Source organism: Clostridium rhizosphaerae, from assembly GCF_016765585.1.
GTDB classification, from domain to species: Bacteria; Bacillota; Clostridia; order Clostridiales; family Clostridiaceae; genus Clostridium_AT; species Clostridium_AT rhizosphaerae.
Map to the genome: position 1 here is coordinate 100,511 of NZ_JAESWC010000004.1, position 20,901 is coordinate 121,411.

The 20,901-nt window shown below is 32.2% G+C and carries 17 protein-coding genes and 1 riboswitch; of the genes, 3 read left to right on the forward strand and 14 right to left on the reverse strand.

Annotated features, from left to right (window positions below):
* Positions 1-8: 8 nt before the first annotated feature.
* The 6 genes from purF to JK636_RS10655 form a co-directional block, all read right to left on the reverse strand.
* On the reverse strand, positions 9-1,403 hold the full coding sequence (gene purF / locus JK636_RS10630) for an amidophosphoribosyltransferase (RefSeq protein ID WP_202748919.1): 1,395 nt from the start codon (positions 1,401-1,403) through the stop codon (positions 9-11).
* 1 nt (position 1,404) lies between these two features.
* Positions 1,405-2,118 (reverse strand): phosphoribosylaminoimidazolesuccinocarboxamide synthase, encoded by a 714-nt coding sequence (gene purC / locus JK636_RS10635; RefSeq protein ID WP_202748920.1) that lies wholly within the window; start codon positions 2,116-2,118, stop codon positions 1,405-1,407.
* Positions 2,118-2,597 (reverse strand): 5-(carboxyamino)imidazole ribonucleotide mutase, encoded by a 480-nt coding sequence (purE, locus tag JK636_RS10640; protein ID WP_202748921.1) that lies wholly within the window; start codon positions 2,595-2,597, stop codon positions 2,118-2,120. Before purE ends, purC begins: the two co-directional genes overlap by 1 nt.
* Before the next feature lie 12 nt (positions 2,598-2,609).
* Entirely contained in the window at positions 2,610-6,389 is a 3,780-nt protein-coding gene (locus JK636_RS10645) for a phosphoribosylformylglycinamidine synthase (protein ID WP_202748922.1), read from the reverse strand.
* 125 nt (positions 6,390-6,514) lie between these two features.
* Positions 6,515-6,615, reverse strand: a riboswitch (purine riboswitch).
* Between the two features lie 292 nt (positions 6,616-6,907).
* Positions 6,908-7,624 (reverse strand): YesL family protein, encoded by a 717-nt coding sequence (locus tag JK636_RS10650; protein WP_202748924.1) that lies wholly within the window; start codon positions 7,622-7,624, stop codon positions 6,908-6,910.
* A 21-nt stretch (positions 7,625-7,645) separates the two neighbouring features.
* The gene (locus JK636_RS10655) at positions 7,646-8,257 is read right to left on the reverse strand and encodes a hypothetical protein (RefSeq protein ID WP_202748926.1); all 612 of its coding nucleotides are present in this window, start codon (positions 8,255-8,257) and stop codon (positions 7,646-7,648) included.
* 183 nt (positions 8,258-8,440) lie between these two features.
* Between JK636_RS10655 and JK636_RS10660 the strand changes: the two genes are divergently transcribed.
* Entirely contained in the window at positions 8,441-9,193 is a 753-nt protein-coding gene (locus tag JK636_RS10660) for a tetratricopeptide repeat protein (RefSeq protein ID WP_202748928.1), read from the forward strand.
* 64 nt (positions 9,194-9,257) lie between these two features.
* On the opposite strand, the gene JK636_RS10665 is transcribed toward JK636_RS10660, so the two are convergent.
* On the reverse strand, positions 9,258-10,310 hold the full coding sequence (locus tag JK636_RS10665) for an aldose epimerase family protein (protein ID WP_202748930.1): 1,053 nt from the start codon (positions 10,308-10,310) through the stop codon (positions 9,258-9,260).
* A 183-nt stretch (positions 10,311-10,493) separates the two neighbouring features.
* Here JK636_RS10665 and JK636_RS10670 point away from each other — a divergent pair, with 183 nt between their 5' ends.
* On the forward strand, positions 10,494-11,276 hold the full coding sequence (locus JK636_RS10670) for an alpha/beta hydrolase (protein ID WP_202748932.1): 783 nt from the start codon (positions 10,494-10,496) through the stop codon (positions 11,274-11,276).
* 103 nt (positions 11,277-11,379) lie between these two features.
* Here the strand turns inward: JK636_RS10670 and JK636_RS10675 are convergent, their stop codons facing one another.
* Complete coding sequence (locus JK636_RS10675; RefSeq protein WP_202748934.1) at positions 11,380-11,901, reverse strand: sterol desaturase family protein; 522 nt, start codon at positions 11,899-11,901, stop codon at positions 11,380-11,382.
* A gap of 379 nt (positions 11,902-12,280) precedes the next feature.
* Between JK636_RS10675 and JK636_RS10680 the strand changes: the two genes are divergently transcribed.
* Positions 12,281-12,835 carry a hypothetical protein gene (locus JK636_RS10680; protein ID WP_202748936.1) on the forward strand — a complete coding sequence of 185 codons (555 nt, stop codon included), beginning with the start codon at positions 12,281-12,283 and terminating at the stop codon, positions 12,833-12,835.
* A 54-nt stretch (positions 12,836-12,889) separates the two neighbouring features.
* Here JK636_RS10680 and JK636_RS10685 read toward each other — a convergent pair whose 3' ends face one another.
* The 6 genes from JK636_RS10685 to JK636_RS10710 all read right to left on the reverse strand — a co-directional run bounded on the left by JK636_RS10685 (position 12,890) and on the right by JK636_RS10710 (position 20,894).
* Positions 12,890-14,362: an ABC transporter substrate-binding protein gene (locus tag JK636_RS10685; protein ID WP_202748938.1), complete on the reverse strand. Its 1,473-nt coding sequence runs from the start codon at positions 14,360-14,362 to the stop codon at positions 12,890-12,892.
* A 119-nt stretch (positions 14,363-14,481) separates the two neighbouring features.
* Positions 14,482-15,417: an ABC transporter permease subunit gene (locus tag JK636_RS10690; RefSeq protein ID WP_202748939.1), complete on the reverse strand. Its 936-nt coding sequence runs from the start codon at positions 15,415-15,417 to the stop codon at positions 14,482-14,484.
* A 20-nt stretch (positions 15,418-15,437) separates the two neighbouring features.
* Positions 15,438-16,367: an ABC transporter permease gene (locus JK636_RS10695; protein WP_202748940.1), complete on the reverse strand. Its 930-nt coding sequence runs from the start codon at positions 16,365-16,367 to the stop codon at positions 15,438-15,440.
* A gap of 105 nt (positions 16,368-16,472) precedes the next feature.
* Positions 16,473-18,029 carry a response regulator transcription factor gene (locus tag JK636_RS10700; protein ID WP_202748941.1) on the reverse strand — a complete coding sequence of 519 codons (1,557 nt, stop codon included), beginning with the start codon at positions 18,027-18,029 and terminating at the stop codon, positions 16,473-16,475.
* Entirely contained in the window at positions 18,022-19,803 is a 1,782-nt protein-coding gene (locus JK636_RS24030; protein ID WP_202748942.1) for a histidine kinase, read from the reverse strand. The genes JK636_RS10700 and JK636_RS24030 overlap by 8 nt, the downstream gene beginning before the upstream one ends.
* Before the next feature lie 185 nt (positions 19,804-19,988).
* A complete protein-coding gene (locus JK636_RS10710; protein ID WP_202748943.1) occupies positions 19,989-20,894 on the reverse strand; it encodes an ROK family protein in 906 nt (301 codons plus the stop codon).
* Between the last annotated feature and the right edge of the window lie 7 nt (positions 20,895-20,901).

Genomic DNA, 20,901 nt, shown 5'->3' on the forward strand with positions numbered 1-20,901 from the left:
TTTCTCCTTTAAACTTCCAAATGATTTTTATCTGTTTCCATTGGGGCTGCTACGGGATATACACCATTAAAACAACCTAAGCAGAATTTATTGGAACCAAGAGATTTTAGCAGTCCGTCAAGACTTAAGTATGATAGACTGTCTGCACCTATCTCATTTCTTATATCCTCAATATTAAGCTGTGCCCCTATGAGTTCCTTTCTGTAAGGAGTATCTATTCCAAAGTAACAGGGGTATTTAACAACAGGAGACGCAATCCTAAAGTGGACTTCCTTTGCTCCTGCCTTTCTTAAAGCTTCTATAAGTCTTCTGCTTGTAGTTCCACGAATTATAGAGTCATCAATAAGCACAACTGATTTTCCTTCAATATTCACCTTTAAAGGATTTAATTTTACGGATACAGCTTTTTCTCTAAGCTCCTGAGAAGGGGATATAAAAGTCCTGCCTACATATCTGTTTTTTACAAATCCGATTTCATATGGTATTCCTGAGGCTTTTGAATACCCAACGGCTGCAGGAACGCCTGAGTCCGGTACACCTATTACTATGTCGGCTTTAATTGGATTTTCCTTATAAAGCTCTTCACCAGCCTTGACTCTTGACGAATAAACATTTATGCCATCAATAGTGCTATCAGGTCTTGCAAAATAGATATATTCAAAAGCACAAACCTCCTGCTTCGCCCTCTCGCTAAAATTAATAGACTTTATCCCATTTTCATCAATAATAACTATTTCCCCAGGTCTTATATCTCTGACAAGTTCCGCACCTATGGAATCTAAAGCACAGCTCTCAGAACAAAGTATATAACTATCGTTTAATTTTCCTATGCACAGAGGCCTTATACCGTTCTGGTCACGAACTCCTATAAGCTTATCTTCTGTAAGTATGACTATGGCGTAAGATCCTTTTACTGCTTGAATGGCGTCTAAGACAGCTTGCTCTATTCCTCTTTTTGCTCCTCGTGCTATAAGATTCAGAATTACTTCAGAATCATTAGTGGTTTGAAAAATACAACCTCCATCCTCTAAAAGTTCTCTTATAATATTCGCATTTACAAGATTTCCGTTATGAGCAATAGCAATATTTCCAAGCTTATATTTTCCTAAAATAGGCTGAGCATTATTTACATTGCTGGAGCCTGTTGTAGAATATCTAACGTGACCTATAGAAGATATTCCCTTCATTTCATCAAGTACACTTTTGTTAAAAACCTCATTAACAAGTCCCATTTCCTTATGACAAATTACATTTTCACCATCTGATACTGCTATACCTGCACTCTCCTGTCCCCTATGCTGAAGTGCATACAATCCATAGTAAGTAATTGATGCTATATCCAAGTCTTCTCTAGAGTAAATTCCAAATACTCCACACTCTTCTTTAAATTTATCACTGCACATATTATTTCTCTCCGCTGATTCTCTTTAGTATTTCAACATAAGCTTCCTTAACATTACCCATATCTCTTCTGAATCTGTCTTTGTCTAGCTTTTCATTTGTATCAGCATCCCAGAATCTACATGTATCAGGCGATATTTCATCTGCCAGTATGATTTCTCCTTCATTGGTTTTTCCAAACTCAAGTTTAAAATCTATAAGCTTTATATTCTGCTTCATAAAGAATTCCTTTAATATATTGTTTATCTTATCAGTCATGCTGTAGATTTCTTTAAGTTCTTCAAATGTAGTAAGCCCTATTGCAACAGCATGGCAGTCATTAATTAAAGGATCACCTAAAGCATCATTTTTGTAGCTAAGTTCAAAGACTGTAGTTTTAAGCTCAAAGCCTTCATTAAGTCCCAGCCTCTTTGCCATACTTCCTGCAGCAACATTTCTTACAATTACCTCAAGAGGTACTATATTTACTTTTCTGCAAAGCTGTTCTCTTTCACTAAGTTTTTCTATATAATGGGTCTTAACTCCCTTTTTTTCTATAAGTTCAAATAACATTGAAGTAATAGTATTGTTTAAAATGCCTTTGTCTTGCACCTGTCCTTTTTTCTCACCGTTGAAGGCAGTAGCATCATCTTTGTAATAAACAATTACTTTATCCTTATCCTCTGTACTGTATATTTTTTTAGCCTTACCCTCGTACATCATTACTTTCTTTTCCATTAAAGCTCAACTCCTTCATTATTTTCATTTATAAATTTTTCTTTCATATCAATTCTGTATCGAATTAATTTTTCTCTTATAGCACTATACTTTATAGAAAGTATCTCTACTGCAAGCATTCCGGCATTAAAGCTATTATTTATTCCAACAGTTGCAACCGGTATAGCTTTAGGCATTTGAACTATTGATAACAATGAGTCAAGTCCTCCTAAGGCTGCCTTTACAGGTACCCCAATTACAGGAAGTATAGTATGCGCAGCAATTACTCCAGGAAGATGTGCTGAAAGTCCAGCTCCAGCTATGATACACTCTCCACCTTCTGCCTCAATTTCCTTTATAGTCTCTACAAGCTTTTCAGGAACTCTATGTGCTGATAAAATATACGCCTTATATTCTATACCAAAGCTTTTCAGGGCTTCTGCTGCTCCCTTCATAATTTCCAGATCAGATTTACTTCCAAAAATAATAGCTACTTTCATACGCGCTCTCCTTTACTTAAAATAATCAATTCCAGATTCAAATATTTTCTGATTTTTATTTCCTGGTATATTTTTTAATAGGTTTTCTCCAATTCTTTCACTGTGAGCCATTTTGCCTAATATTCTTCCATCTGGGCTTGTTACAGCTTCTACTGCATAATAAGATCCATTAGGATTATGATTTATGTCATAGGTTGCATTTCCACTAAAATCAACATACTGAGCTGCAATTTGTCCACTTTTAATCAACCTCTCAATTTCTTCTTTTCTAGCTATAAATCTTCCTTCACCGTGAGAAACAGGCACCCAATGTACATCTCCTACCTTAACATTGCTAAACCAAGGTGATAGATTTGAAGTTATCTTTGTCTTTACAACTGTTGAAACATGTCTTCCAATCTCGTTATAAGTTAATGTAGGATTATTTTCTTCTATATCTCTTATTTCTCCATAAGGCAATAGTCCAAGCTTTATAAGAGCTTGAAAGCCATTACAAATTCCAAGCATAAGTCCATCTCTCTTTTTTAAAAGTTCCATAACAGCCTCTTGTATTTTCTTGTTTCTAAAAACTGCTGTTATAAACTTTCCTGAACCTTCAGGTTCATCACCAGCGCTAAATCCACCTGGAATCATAATTATTTGTGAAGCATTAATTCTTCTAACCATCTCTTCAATAGAATCTTCAATATGTCTTGAAGTTAAATTATTAAATACTAAACTTTCTACTATACCCCCTGCTTTTTCAAAGGCTCTAGCTGAATCATATTCGCAATTTGTTCCGGGAAATATAGGAATAAATACTTTCGGTTTTACAATACTTGTTTTATTGCTTCTAGTTATATCTTTATTAAACTCGATATTTTTAATTGGTTCATCACAGGCATCGGTTTTAGTATGGAATATATTTTCCAATGCCGCTTCATATTCTTCATAAAGTTTTGAAATGCTAAGTTTCTCTCCGTTAAACTCTATGTTTTCCTCTACTTTCGTAGTTCCTAAAACTTCATACTCAATTCCATCAAATAGTTGCTCAACATTTTCCCACGCATCAATTTCAACTATTAAACTTCCATAGTTAGGCTCAAATAAATCCTTAAAACATACTTTTTTTGTAAATTTAAAACCTATTTTATTTCCAAAGCACATTTTGCTTATAGCTTCACTGATTCCGCCTTGTCTTACACTGCTGGCTGCTATAATTTTCTTTTTATCTGCAAGTTCTTTTACCCTGCTAAGATTTCTCTTTAGTATACTAAAATCAGGTGTTTCATCTTCTTTTCTAGATAAAGGTATTAAAACGGCCCTGCTGTTTATCCTTTTAAATTCTGTAGAAACAATATCTTCTGCATTGCATGTGCAAACTGCAAAAGCTACCAATGTAGGAGGAACGTTCAAATCTTTATAGGTACCTGACATACTGTCCTTACCTCCTATTGCCGGAATTTCTAATTCCTTTTGAGCCTTTAGTGCTCCAAGCAAAGCAGAAAAAGGTTTTCCCCACTTTGAAGCATCTTTTCCCAGCTTTTCAAAATACTCTTGCAGAGATAGTCTTACTTTTCTATAATCTCCACCCATTGCAGCAACTTTTGTCACAGCTTCTACTACAGAATATAAGGCTCCATGGTACGGACTCCACTTTCCTATTAGAGGGTTATAACCAAAAGTCATGATAGATGCAGTATTTGTATTTCCTTTAAGTACAGGAATTTTAGCAGCCATACCTTCTGCCGGGGATGACTGATACCTCCCTCCAAAAGGCATTAAAATTGTGCTTGCACCTATTGTGCTGTCAAATCTCTCGACTAATCCTTTTTCACTGCAGATATTCAATTTTTGCAAATTATACTTCCAGTAATCCGCTAAACAATCTTTGTAATGCTCTGCTTCTTTTATCCAGTAATTGAAATAATTATTTTCCTCGCTTGGACTTATTACATCAATGTCTGTCGTCTGTCTAGCCCCATTTGTATCTAAAAATTCTCTGCTTATATCTACTATGTAGTTTCCTTTCCAGCTCATCCTTAGTCTGTTTGTATCAGTTACATATGCCGCTTCAGCTGCCTCCAGGTTTTCTTCTTCACAAAATTTAAAGATTAATTCTTTATTTTCTTTTGATATAACTACAGCCATACGTTCTTGAGACTCTGATATAGCTAGCTCAGTCCCATCCAAACCTTCATACTTTTTGGGTATATTATCAAGATATATATCTAACCCGTCCGCAAGTTCTCCTATTGCAACGGATACTCCGCCTGCGCCAAAATCATTGCATCTTTTAATGAATTTGCTAAACTCTTTGTTTCTAAACAATCTTTGCAGCTTTCTCTCTGTAGGGGCATTACCTTTTTGAACCTCTGCACTGCAGTTAGCAATAGACTTTTCATCATGCTCCTTGGAGGAACCAGTTGCACCTCCGCAGCCATCCCTTCCTGTTCTTCCACCAATGAGTACAACTATATCTCCAGACTGCGGTTTTTCTCGTACTACATTTTCTTTTGGAGCAGCACCTATTACAGCACCTATTTCCATTCTTTTTGCCACGAAGTCATCATCATAAACTTCAGTTACTTGTCCAGTTGCTAAACCTATTTGATTTCCATAAGAACTATATCCGCTAGCAGCTCCGATAGTTATCTTTCTTTGAGGTAGTTTTCCAGGTATGGTATCTTCAAGTTTCTGTCTTGGATCTCCGCTTCCAGTTACCCTCATGGCCTGGTATACATAAGCTCGTCCAGAGAGTGGGTCCCTAATGGCACCTCCTAAACATGTAGCCGCCCCTCCAAAGGGTTCTATTTCAGTAGGATGATTGTGTGTTTCATTCTTAAACATTAAAAGCCACTTTTCAATTTTTCCGTCTATATCAACATCTATCTCGATACTGCAGGCATTAATTTCTTCGGAAATATCCAAATCTTTCAAAAGCCCTTTTTTTCTTAATTCCTTCATGCCTATCACAGCTATGTCCATTAAGCTTTCCGACTTTTCCTTATCTCTGTAAACAAATTTTCTGCTTTCTAAATATTCTTCATAAGTTATATAAATAGGATTCGAATATTTTCCATTGTGGATATGAACATTTTTTATACTTGTATTAAAGGTGGTATGTCTGCAATGATCTGACCAGTAAGTATCAATTACTTTAAGTTCTGTTATAGATGGGTTACGTTTTTCAATGTTTTTGAAATACTCTCTGGAAAAAACTAAATCTTCAAAACTCATTGCAAGGTTGAGTTTTTGGAAAATGTCTTTTAATGCTTTATCATCGTTGTCTATAAAATTATTTACTATTTGTATATCCTTAGGCTTAGATTGCTCTTCTTCAAAACAACTTTCAGCATCAATGGATGCTTCTTTTGAATCTACAGGATTTATGCAATATTCTTTTATTTTTACAAGTTCTTTATCTGTTACGTTTCCTTTTAGGACTATGAACTTTGCGCACTTAACCTGTATATTTTCTCTTCCAACCAAAAGCTGTATACACTGCTCAGCCCAGTCTGCCCTTTGGTCATACTGGCCTTTAAGGTATTCTAAGCCAAATATTCTATCCTCTTTGGCAATCTCTAAAACTTCGTCATAAACGTAGTCCACAGTTTTTTCGGATAATATATTTTGTTTTATACCTTCATATTCATTTGTCTGTATTCCATGTACGTCATATCTATTTATTATTCTTAATGCGTTGAGCCCCTTAATAAAAAGGTTGTCTCTCAAATCTTTAATTAAGCTCTGAGCTTCTACATCAAAGCCTGGTTTCTTCTCAACAAATAATCTCCTTATACTACTATCCATAAATATCTTCTCCTAATTTTAATAATAAAAAATCCACTATAAGCTTAAGGTAAGCCCATAGTGGATTTTAAATAACAGCTAATAAACCTCAAAATGGATGCGTAAAAACACTCATAGAGATAATTATGCCTTTAGGACTCACCCATAGCCAGAAAATTTAGGGTTTTCTGTAGAAACTTCTGAACCATATCATCAGAATTATATGGATGGAATATTCTGTTTTATTATATTTTATATAATAGCATTGTTTACTTAAAATAGCAATAGATTGTCGAATAAATTATTTATGCTTTCGTACCATTACATACTATTTATAACCTTTAAATATAAATGTTCGTTGTTTTATTATTTCATCTCTTTAATATTCTTATATCAAATGCCTCCAGTTCTATTTTTCCATAAGGCAGCAAATCAATCTTTTCATAGTCAATATGACAAAGGAACTACAGTTGCTATAAAAATTCCTGCTGTATAATAAATGAAAAACCTCACTGATTCCAGTGAAGCTCTCAAAATATCTACTCATTTTCAATATTAATTTGTTTTTCATCTTGTCTATCTACATATTTGCCTTCCAATTCATTTAGTATAGGCTTTGTATTAAGCATAATCAAGTAACAAAGCACACTCCAAAAGAACATAAGCACAAAGGGACTTGTAATCTTAGCAGCCATGTATGTTAATCCTACAAACAATATCCAGTTTAATACTGTAATCGGAAACTTCTTTATAGAATAATAAAATGATGTTTTTAATACATCTTTAACTTTAAAATAGAACCTTGATATAATCGGAAAAATATAAAGAGCCATAGAAATTACAATAAAAGCTATCACAGTTAAAAACATTTTTAATATAGTAAGCTTTGTATTTGAATTAAAATATAGTACATCAACATAAAGCACACTTAAAATCACCAAAAGTCCAGCCCAATAAAATAAAGCTTCAAAAAAGTTCTTTTTATATGCTCTAAAAAAATCCTTAGTCATATCAACATCTTTATCTCTAACAAGCTTTCCCATAACACTTAAAAGAGCAACCAGTGCAGGTCCTGCCGGAAGCAGTGAAATAACAGTAAGCAGATTAAAACCGGCATCCCCTTGAGAGCTTGTACCTAACCATACAAATATAAATAATATATTTGTATGAGCAAAGTAAAAATTCCCTAAGAAAAACCACCAAATGTAGTTTGTTATCGTAAAAATAGCTCCTTCTCCAAATTCTTTTTTAGCCATAACTTAATGAACACTCCTTTGTTATTTATTTATCATCCACTTTAATACTGAAACTGCTTTTTCTTTTTGTTTACCAGAACTTATAATTCCAACAAGTTTATCTTTGGTATTGAAGCCAACATCCTTAAGAATTTTAATATTATCAGCTTCTACCGCGTATACCCCTTTAGTATTATCAGATACGCCCTGTACTGATTTATCATTTACTATATCGTCAAGTTTTACAAGAGCTTCCTGTTTAGTATATGTTTCAAGCATACTTCTATCAAATATAACCAAATCAATTTCTCCTGCAGCAAGTTTAACCATAAACTTCTGCATATACTGAGCAGTCATCGGCGATGAATTGCCTGTATCAGTAATTGGCATTACTTCCACGGCAGCCTGCTTTCTTTTTTCACCTTTACCTACCACATAATTTGTAATCTGCTTTTCTAAATTAACCCTTGCGTTTTCATCCATGTCATTGCAGAGTATTGTTAGATTAAATACATATTCTACTTTTGTAACGTAACTATAAATAAAAGAACTTACAGCTAATATAGCAATCATCGTTGCAATAATATGGATTTTATAATAATCCCATATATATTCTATCTTTTCTTTTCTGCTCATCTTTTTTAAGTCAACCATACTATAATTCCCCTTTATATAAGTATATCCATAACCTTGTAACTGAAATAATGCTTTACAAATAATATATCATAATATGATTTACACAGTAAATAAAATAACTCTATTATATTCAGATTTGTTATTCTATTCATTTTTTTGTATACTATTATTATGACTTATTATAGATTGGGGGATATAAAAATGAGCAAATATTTACTACTTATTGTATTAGTTGCTATACTTTATTTCGTTTATAGATTTATGCCTTTTATTTATTTTATTATGGCTAATAAGAAATATAATAGCGGAAATATTGAAGATGCTCTAAAGTTTTATGAGAAAGCTTATAATTCAAAGCACAGCACACCTACTATAAAAATAATGTACTCATATGTATTATTAAGACAAGCTTATACCGATAAAGCTGAAAAAATATTGAAAGAAATATTAAGCCAGAATATTTCTCAAAAGGATAGGATAAGTGCTATTCTAAATTTATCTTTAGTTTCTTGGAAAAAGAACGATATAAACGAAGCAATAAGCCTGCTTGAAGAACTATATAAAGATGGCATAAAAACATCAGTGCTTTATCAAAATTTAGGCTATTACTTAATACTAAGTGGCGACTACAACAAAGCTATAGAGTTTAACTTAGAAGCCTATGAGTACAGTAAAGATGATCCAAGCCTTTTAGATAATTTAGCTATGAACTATTATTTTTTGGATGATTACAATAAAGCACTAGAAATTTACAATAAACTTATTCCTATGAAGCCTCAGTTTTCAACAGCCTATTATTATTACGCAAAAACACTGGTATACTTTGAGAATTATACAGAAGCTTTAGATGCACTTAGTAATGCTTTAAATTGCCGTTTTTCATTTTTAAGCGCAGTTTCGAAAGAAGATATAGAAAACGAGATTAACCAGATAAAACTTCTGGTTCAAAATTAAATTATTTTATGAAAGCCTCTATAAGAAAATTATTAGTTCTTATAGAGGCTTTATTATCTTAGCACTATAAATTAGAAAACTTATAAATAGTTGTATGTTTATATTCTTCTCCAGCCTTTAATATTGGTGAAGGAAAATGCTTATGCTTTATAGAGTTTGGGAAGTACTGAGTTTCAAGACAAAGCCCGCTGAAGTTTCTATACTTTATTCCATCCTTAGCTATCTCAGAATCATCTAAATAGTTCCCTGCATAAAACTGAATACCAGGCTTTGTTGTATACACCTCTAAAACTCTTCCGCTGTTTTCATCAATAACTTCAGCTGCCTTTTCAGGTGTTTTGCCGCTTACTTTAAGCACCCAATTATGGTCATATCCATGACCATAAACTAATTGATCATACTCTTCTTTGATATCTATGCCAACTTCTTTAAACTCTGTAAAATCCATTGGCGTTCCTTTAACACTCATAATTTCTCCTGTTGGTATAGAATATTCATCATTTGGAGTAAAACTATCTGCGTTAATCATAACTTTATGCTTTAGAATGTTTCCTGAAGCATGGCCTGACAGATTAAAGTAAGAATGGTTTGTCAGATTAATTAATGTATCCTTGTCACTAACAGCATTATAATCTATTTTAACTGCATTATCTTCAGTAAGAGTATATGTAACCTTAACACTTAAGTTTCCTGGAAAGCCTTCTTCTCCATCTGTACTTAAGTAAGTAAGCTCCAACGCATTTTTCTCTTCTATAGGCTTTGCATCCCAAAGCACCTTGTCAAACCCCTTAAGCCCTCCATGAAGAGTATTTTCTCCGTCATTTTTGTAAAGTTCATGTTTAATTCCATTAAGTTCAAAGCTTGCATTTTCAATTCTATTTGCATATCTGCCTATAATTGCACCAAAGTATGGTCCTCTGTTAAAAAACATCTCCAACTTATTATAATTAAGCACTACATCGTCAAGTTTTCCTTCTTTGTCAGGAACCTTAAGAGATAAAATTATTCCGCCAAAGTTTGTTATATCAGCTGACATTCCATTAGAATTTGTAAGAGTGTATATATATGCTTCATTGCCCTCTAAAGTTTTTCCAAAGGCCTTTTTCTCTATGCTCATAGCAATTCATCCTCTCTATTTATATCTACTTTAAAATATATCATATATTAATTTATAGAAGTTACTTTTTAAAGCAAACTTATATATTTTCTATATTTTGCACAAAAATTCTTGAAATAATTTTTATATAGTAGGAAAATGTTTATATTCACTATATAGTAATAATTATAAGGAGGCAGTAATATGGCACTAATTCATTGCGACTTTTTTTCTGATGTATTGGGTATATCTACATCTATATGTGTAATTTTACCTCAAAATACATACTCACAAATCGGCATGAAAGGTTCGGAAGTAAAAGAGAAGTATCCAACCTTATATTTGCTTCACGGCTTATCTGATGACCATACAATATGGCAAAGAAGAACTTCAATTGAAAGGTACGTTTCTGACATGGGGCTTGCAGTAGTTATGCCAAATGCAGGCAGAAGCTTTTATACAGATATGAAGCATGGCTACAAATATTTTACGTACATAACAGAAGAACTTCCCGAAATAGCAAGACAGTTCTTCCCATTAAGCTCAAAAAGAGAGGATAATTTTGTTGCAGGACTTTCAATGGGAGGCTACGGAGCATTTAAAGCAGCTTTAAGCTTTCCTGAAAAATATGCTGCTGCGGCAAGTCTTTCAGGTGTACTGGATATGGCTTCAAGAGTTAAGGAAGATACAATACAGGATAAAGAAGAATTATATAACATATTTGGAGACCTAAATTCAATAGCTGAAAGTAAAAACGACCTTCTTTACCTAGCTAAACAAGTATCAGCTTTAAAATCTGGTAAACCTAAGCTATACCAATGCTGCGGAACAGAAGATTTTCTTTATGAAGACAATCAGATTTTTAAAAACTTTATTAAAGATACTGACTTTGATTACACCTATGATGAAGGTCCAGGAGTTCACGACTGGGCATATTGGGATACTCAAATACAAAAAGTACTAAATTGGCTTCCAATACAAAAATAAAATTGCGGCTTGCCGCAATTTTTTCTTCATTCTTCATTCTTCATTCTTCATTCTTCATTCTTCATTCTTCATTCTTCATTCTTCATTCTTCATTCTTCATTCTTCATTCTTCGTTCTTCATTAAGCTGATTATTCGCTCTTCCCATCTCTTATCTGCCAGCTTCTTTGTTCGAAACACTATATCCCATATAGTTGAGCCTATTCCATAATTAGAATTATAGATGTAGTGATGAACTCTGTGATGTTCCTTTAACCTTTTGAAAGGCTTAGTTTTCTCCAAAAACATATTTGTAGTTTTATGAGAGTAAAAATGAACACATTCCTCCCACATATTATAAACAAAGCAAATCACAAAAAATAAAACACCATATATTTTGCTTTTCATAAAAATCGAAACAGAAGGTACCAGGTATAATCCAATATTCATTAAAATTCCCTTTGCATCCAAAAGGATATCCTCCGACTTAGCTTCCTTAAATTGATAGGATTTTACCCCATGAAATAATCTATGATGATTTTTTATATGTTCTAACTCATAAGAACGATGCTGCACAAATCTATGAAGACAATACTCAACCAAAGAAGCATATAAAAAAGCTAAAATTACAGTTATTAATATCACCATGCAAATTTCCCCTTCATTATATTTTATAAGCGAATATTAATTAATAACTATTCTCATTTATTATATACTATATTTAAAGTTTTGTGAATGTACCAAAATAATATTTTATAAAAACTAAAAAATCATATATTTTGAAGTATAATCAATCATAATCTAAATATTTTGACAATTGACTTTCATTAAATTTTATTTTTATTTTTATCAAAATCATAATATTTAAGGCGTTTAAATAAAAATATAATCATTTTGAAGTATTTCCTTCATAAAATGAATATTAAGAATATTGAATTTTAAAAAACATTTGCATATTTTACTTTATGTGGTATAATTAGTTCAGTTAATTAACATTAATGAATTTATTTTTACGGGGGCGATTTACATGAAAAAATTTATTACTGCAATCTTAGCAGCATCTTTAACACTTTCTCTAGTTGCTTGTTCAGCAAAGGAACAAAAAACAACTGCGGCTGATACTAAGCCACAACAAGAAACTAAGCAAGAAGTTAAAAAGGACCAGCTTGATCCTGATTTCAAAGCAAAGGAAGTTACTCAGTTTTCTGATATTTTAGACAACCTAGGCAATAAAGATTACTTCTATCTTGATGCTGCTGGCGGAACTATAAAAATATTAGACAAAGCTAAATTCAAAACATATGCTGACAAGGCTAAAGCAATAAGAGAAAAAGCTATGACAGACCAAAAGGTTGATATGGCTAACACAAAGGTTTATACATATTACAGCAATGTCAGCGGAAAGAAAACTGAAAAGGACTTTGTTGTAGTTCTTGATGCTAATAAAGTACCAACTGATTTATATGAAGTTACAATGACTATTAGCGATAGCGATGAACCAACTTTAAAGGATGCTAAAAAAGTTGATAAAGCTGTTGATGACAAGTTCAAAGAATTGTTTAAAAAAGCAGACGCAAAATAATAAAAAAGTAACCGGCTTCAAATTGAAGCCGGTTGTTCTTTTATTTCTTTTATTTTATTTATTTTTACTCTTCCAATCGTCTACTTGTTTTTGCATTTCAGTTATTATCTTATCTATTCCGCTTGATTTTAACTTAGCATTTAATTTTGGAAGGTATTCATTTGGATCTACTGTTCCACTATACAATGATGGAGAGAACTCGTCTAAAACATTTTTAAGACCTGCTACTTCAGTATTTACAGGTGCTGGGTCAAACTTAAAGCCTAGTGATGAAGATTTCTTTGATTCAGCATTAAACTTTTTAAATTCATCCCATTTTGTCTTTGGCTCATTGTCTAAAGTATATGTTATAAATAAGTTTCCAAGTGAGAAATATGGCATTTGGTAATTCTTTTGATCCGGCAATATCTTGATTTGATTATCGCCTGCCTTTTGGTAATGAACGCCTTCTATTCCATAATTAACAAGATTTCTTAAAGTCTTGTCTGTATTTAATAAATTTAAGAACTGCATTGCTTTGTCTGGATGCTTTGAAGTAACAGAAATTGCCTGCATAGCACCAGTTGTAGAACCATTTGTTATATAAGTATCCATTATTGGAGTTGCAACAACTTGGTATCCTAAATCCTTTGACCATAATACATCTGCATAAGGCTGTCCATCGCCCTTGGTTACAAATCTTTTAACAGTCTTTTCATCCTTTGCAGTTGCAGCATCTTTATTTATATATCCAGCTTTATAATACTTATTCATTGTTTCAAGCTGCTTCTTTACTTTATCAGTTTCAAATGTATTTACTACTTTTAACGAAGAATCATCCAGACCTATACCTACAGGTGTAGAATCAATAGGTTTATCAAAGTAATTAGGAACAGAGTAGTCTTTAGTTATATAAAACGGAACTACATCCGGTTCTTTTTCCTTGATAATCTTTAGGTATGGTTCAAGATCTTCTAGATTCTTTATCTTGCTTATATCTATTTTGTATTTGTCAACATACTCTTTTGTGAATACCCACATTGGAGCTACTCCAAGCTCTTTATTTGTCGGAACAGCATAAATTTTTCCGTCAAGCTTTGCACCTTCCCAGAAACCAGGATCAACTGCATTATAAGTATCTTTTGCATACTTATCCAGCAAATTATTTTTAGGATCATTCAATGCTATGAATGCACCTTTTCTAGCATTAGATAAGTAATCATTTGCCCATGAACAGGTAAAGGCTATGTCATACTCTTCCCCTGAGTTAACAACTATTTGCATCTTTTTGCTATAGTCACCCCAGTCGATCTGTTTAATTTTAACTGTTGCACCTATTTTATCTTTGATATACTTATTTATTTCTTCATTTACTTTTTCGGTGTCCTTTTGAGGTGCACCTATGGTATACCAAACCAACTCAACAGGCTGTGAGTTTTTACCCGATTCCCCATTAGCAGACTTGCTTGTACTGCATCCAGTAAGAACTATGGAAGCTCCCATTAAAGTCCCCATGGTCAGCGCCATTAGTTTTTTAAATTTTAACATTTAAACCCCTCCATATCGAAATGTTTTCGTTTACATCTATATTATATAAAGCGGTAATATTTAATTATAGTGTAGTATTTCTATTTTTACTGTGAAAAATATTGATTTTTTTAGAGCATTTATTCCTTTACCGCTCCTATAGTAAGTCCATTAACGAAATATTTCTGAAAAAATGGATATGCAAAAACTATAGGTAATGTTGATAAAACAACCATTGCCATCTTTGCAGTTTCTTTTGGCATATTAGCCGCAGCTTCTATTTGCGATACACCTAACTTTGTAGCGTTTTGGGATAAAAACTCCATACTGTTTTCTATTCTCATAAGCAAATACTGAAGTGGTGTTAATGATGGACTATCTATAAACAACATTGCATTAAACCAATCATTCCAATAGCCTAAAGTTAGAAATAATGCTATTGTTGCCATCCCCGGAAGTGATATAGGAAGTACAATTTGAAAGAACAATCTCCATTCAGTGGCTCCATCAATCTTAGCTGATTCAATAACTGCATCCGGAACTGAGGTCTTAAAAAAGGTTCTGAGTACTATAACATACCAGGAATTCATACACATTGGGAGTATGAGTGCCCATATGCTATTTTTCAGATGAAGAAACTTAGTTACTACCAGATAAAAGGATACCATTCCTCCTCCAAAAAGCATCGGTATAAATGCAAAGGTTGTAAAAAACTTTTTGTAGGCAAAGCTTTTTCTTGATATAGCGTATGCATAAGTAGATATAAAAAACAAACCTACTATAGTTCCAAGCACAGTTATTAAAATAGTTACCCCATAAGATTTCAGCAATTGATCGCTTGAAGTAATTATATACTTATAGGCCTCCAAGCTTAATTTATCCGGGAAAAAACTAAATCCGTTTGTCTTTAGTGATTTTTCGCTGGTAAAAGATATAATGACTACAAAAATAAAAGGTACTACGCATAAAAATGCCAGTAAAGCCATTATAAAATTCATAATTAAATTACTTTTCTTCGAAACACTTCCAAAACGATTGTTTTCAAGCATTTCAGTTTTATCTTTTTTTGCAAACATCCTATCTACCTCCATAAGCCTTAAAATAGTGAGTTTTCACTGTCGATTTTTTTCACGACATAATTCGATAGCAATATAAGTATAAGACCTACAACCGATTGATATAATGCTGCCGCTGAACTCATTCCTATTTCTCCCAAGTTCATCAAACCTCTATAAACGTATGTATCAATTACGTTAGTAACAGGGTATAAAGGCCCTGAATCCTTTGGAAGTTGATAAAACAATCCAAAATCCGCATTAAAGATTTTGCCTATGGATAGAATGAATAATATTGTAATAACAGGTTTTAATAAGGGTAATGTTATACTTTTTATTTGCTGCCATTTTGTGGCACCATCTATCATTGCCGCTTCATAATAGGTTTTATCAATACCTGCAATAGAAGCTAAATAAACTACTGTACCGTAACCTATACCCTTCCACTGACTCATAAATATAATAATAAAAGGCCAATATTTAGGTTCTGTATACCATGAAATCTCTCCATGACCTAATCTTGCAAGCAGGTGATTTATATATCCCTTATCTACACTTAAAAATGCGAATAAGCAGTAGCTTACTACAACCCAGGATAAAAAATAAGGCAGAAACATTGCACTTTGATACACCTTAGCCATTTTTTTATTTAATAGCTCATTGACTATAATCGCTAGACATACAGGCAGTACAATACCTAAAACTATAAAAACTAAATTGTATAAAACTGTATTTCTTGTTATTACCCAAGCATTATTGGTTTTAAATAAAAATTCAAAATTCTTAAAACCTACCCAATCGCTGTCTATAAGACTTTTAATAAAACTTTTTCCTGTAATTCTAAAATTTTTAAAAGCAATAATAACTCCAAATATTGGAAGGTAACTGAAAATTAAAAACCAAACAGCACCTGGAAGGGCTAATAAAAGGAGTTCTTTATTAGCTTTAAACCTCCGAAAAAATTTACCCATACTCCATCCTCCTTATATGTTAATAAAGTAAACGTTACCTAATTAACAATATAACATTCTCCCAAATAGTCATAAAGTTGATTAAATTTAGATTTAATGTAAAAATTATAGTTTATAATTTTTACTGCTTCTCATTGCATTAGGGGATATGCCAAAAACTTCCTTAAATTTTCTGTAAAAATAGCTTGTATCGCTATATCCTACACTTTGTGCTATTTCATTTATTTTTAAGTTTGTATTTAAAAGCATATCCTTTGCTTTTTCGTTTCTTATTCTTGTTAAATAATCTGAGAAAGGTTCTCCCACTTCTTTATGAAAGACTTGCCCTAGATAAGACGGGTTTATATTGAATTTTTGGCTTAGTGTCTTGATTGATATTTCATTTTGATAGTTGTTTTTAATGTAGTGTATAACCTGTTGTATTACGGGACTTGTTTCACTGCTGTTTCTTTTGATATGTTCTAAAAGCTTTATGCTCTCATTTTTTATTAAATTCTTTATTTCATCTAGAACCTTTAGATTAATTATATAGAGTATTATTTCTTTTATATCTTCATCCTTAGGAAGACTCATAATATTAAGTTCGCTGTATATTTCTCTTATAATAAGTATCATTTTTACTGCAGAATTCTGTATAATACTTGGATTTGATGTTTCAGCACTTGAAAGCATGCCGAAGGTATTATCAATATGATTTTTTACTAAACTTATATCTTTGCTCAAAATACATTTTTTAAATTCTTTTAAATAAGAAACATCCAAATCCAAGTGCTCTTTTTTATAATTCTTCTCAAAGGCATAAATAACTCTATTATAGCCATGCATAAGTATATAATCCTTAAGCTTTTTTGCCGCATTATAGCTTTTGGGCAAATTCTTATAGCCTGCTTCTGTTGTACCCACAGATATAAAGGTATTTACATTCAGTCCTTCTCTCAAACTGCATATCAAGTTACCGAAAAATACCCTTAAGTTATTTTGCAAAACTTCAACATCATTATTTGCCATAACTAGAATAATGTTATTTCCCAAGTCCTTAAAAACAGTGCAGCAGGATTCTTTATTAACCGCGCCAACTATATATTTATATAGCTTTTGAAAAATCTCACTGCTAAATTCAAACTCTATAATAGCTGCAGAATAATATGAAAAGCCTAAGCCTATTCCCAGAATAAATTCTCTTTCCTCTAATTCATAATGACTTATATTATCTGTAGCCCATCTGTATAGGATATTTTCCTTCAAAACTTCTAGTGTTTCTAGATTTAGATTCATATTTTTATCATTGGAATTAATCTTGCTCACTATATTTTCAAGGGTTCCCTTTAATTCATCCTCATTAATAGGCTTTAATATATAATTTTCTATGCCCAATTTAATTGCATTCCTGGCATAGTTAAAATCATCATATCCGCTTAAAATAATAAACTTGACGCTACTATTGATTTTCTTTATCTCTTCTATAAGCTCCAACCCATTAAGCTTAGGCATTGATATATCTGTAATTATGATATCTACTGGATTTTCTCTAAATTTATTCAGTGCATCCTCACCATTTAAAGCTGTATCCTCAATACTCAATTCTAGCTCTTCCCAATCAATAATATTCCTCAAGCCGTTAAGTATTAAAATTTCATCATCTACAAGCAATACCTTATACATCAGAATTAACCTCCCTAATTGGAATTCTTATGCTTACTACAGTACCCATAAACTTTCTGCCCTTTACGACCAAACCGTACTCTTCTCCATAGGTTAGCCTTATCCTCTCATTTACATTTAGAAGTCCTATAGAATCACCTGTCTCAATATTTTCCATTTTTTCATTTAAACTTTTTACTTTTTCCGCCTCTATTCCCATACCGTTATCTTCAATAAATATGACAGCATCTTGTCCATCTTTCTCAGAATAAATTACTATATAATTGTCATCCCTATCTAAATTTATTCCATGCACTATAAAATTCTCTATTATTGGCTGAAGAGAAAACTTGATTATTTCCTTTGAATATAACTCTTCTGACACATCAATGCAGTAATTAAATTTTCCTTCATATCTAAACTTAAATAGGTCTAAATACATTTTACAGTGTTCAAGTTCCTGCTCTATAGTAATAAAGGTTTTTCCTTTAATCATGTTTCGGTAAAGAGCAGAAAGGTTATAAAGCATTTTGCCTAAATCCTTTTCGCCAATGCTTACGGCTTTCATTCTAATAGATTCTAAAGTATTATATAAAAAATGTGGGTTTATTTGACTTTGCAGCGCCAGCATTTCAGCATTTTTTTGTTTTATTTCTGATAAATATACCCTGCTTATGTACTCATTAAGCTGCCTGCACATGTCATTAAAGCTTTTTGATATCATAGAAAACTCATCGTCTTCACTGCCAGTTTTTATTTCTATCTTGAAATTTCCCTCCTGCACACTTTTCATTGCTTCAGTAATACCATTTACCCTCTTAGATAAGCTGTCGATTTTAACAAATACAATGGCTTCAGCGATTATTATTAAAATTATTGCCAGAATAATTGTAGTATGAGTAATTATTTTATTTCCACTGTAGATGTTTTCAACGGGCATTATCCCTACTACAATTACGTCTAAAGTACTTGTAACAAAGTCAATATAACTGCTTTTATCAAGCATTATGGGTTTATCGGTTGTTTTCAATCTGTCAATATAAGGATAGGGTTTACCTGTATATTTATTTGAAGAATCATATATAACTGCTCCGTTTTTGTTTATAGCTATAATATTATTTTTAGATTTATCATAGCTTTGCATTATAGCATTTAGCCTGTCTAATTTATATTTAATAATTATAAGTCCTACGGTATCTAATTTGCTTGGATCCTTTATTTTATTAATAATATAGTAGCTACTGCCTCTTTCTTTACCGTCATAGGAGTTTAATAGGTCAATAAAACTATTATTAATATTTTCCTCATTAGCATCAAAACTTATATTTTTTCTTATGTTGTTAACATATTTGATATTTCCTAATGAATCAAACATAGAAAAATTATCGTTTTTATAGCTGTAAAATATTATACTTTCTATATTGTCATTCGAATTATATGCACTTCTTATAAAAGAATTTGTTCCTCCGTATATATACCCTTCAAATTTATAATAATTATCCAGTCTGTTTTCAATATATGTTTCATAGTCATAATTTAAGAAATTGATTGCGTCCATTAATTCAAGCTGCTTGCTGTATAATCCATTAATTATTGATCTTGAGTTATCATATTGCTGTTTAAAATATTCATTAACGCTATCTATCATCTTGCGGTTAATATACGTCTGGTTGGCAGTCAGCGTCTTCTTAACATTAACTAATATAAAGGCTGATAAAAAAGATATGCTTGCAATTATAACAGCTGTGTATATTAAAAATACCCTTCTAAAAACTTTATTTTTAAAAAATTCCACTTTAATCTCAACTCCGTTAAGTATTTTCTTTCAGTCTATTACTTTAAATCTATAATAAAAATTCTATATACAATAGTGGACTATTTCTAGTTTTAGTGAAATATTTCTAGTTTGTCCATAGAAACATTATACACTAAAAAAGGATATGTCTTTTACTTTGACATATCCTTAAACACCATTTAGCATTATTCATTAAAAGTATTCATATAGTTATAAACTGCACCAATAATATTAGCGTCATTATTAAATTTGCATCTTTCAATCCTAGGATATAGTCTTGCAGCAGATATATTTTTCATAAGTATATCTATCCTCTTGTTAAGCTGATCAATTATATCCTCTCTGGCACTTATTGCTCCACCTAGAACTATCATATCCGGATCAAACATATGCTGAAGAGCAAATATCCCTTCTGCTAAAGACATGAGACAATAATCAATAGCCTTTTGGCAAAGTTCATCTCCTTTTTCAGCCATATCAAATACCATTTCACCGTTTAATTCCTGCGCACATATTCCCTTAAGCTCTGCAGCTTTTTGTACTATAGCATTTGTAGATGCAGTTGTACTCCATATTTTAAACTGTTGCTTTTCATAATCTCTTTCCGTGATCATGTAGCCAAATTCTCCCCCATACAGGTTCTTGCCTGTGTGAAGCTTTCTATCTTTGATAATGGCACCACCTATGCCTGTGCCTACAACTATAAACAATACATCTTCAGCATCTTTAGCAACACCCTTCCACACCTCTGCTAAAGCTGCACAATTAGCATCATTTTCCATGGATATTCTAAAGCCTGTTTCTTTCTCAATGAGCTCCCTTATATTAGGTCCGTGTATATAAGGAACGGCAGAAGCTCCTCCAATAAAACCGTTTTTGTTATCTACAACCCCCGGAAAACTTAATGCAACCCCATCAAACTCATATTTACTTTTATAATTCTCAGTGGTTTTGCCGATAAGAGAAACTAATTCTTCAATACCTTGCTTAGGTGTAGGAAACTTTCCCTTTTCAATTATGTTAGCTTCTCTATCTACAACAGCATATTTAAGATTTGTTCCCCCAAGATCGAATGCCATATAATATTTCATCTATTTC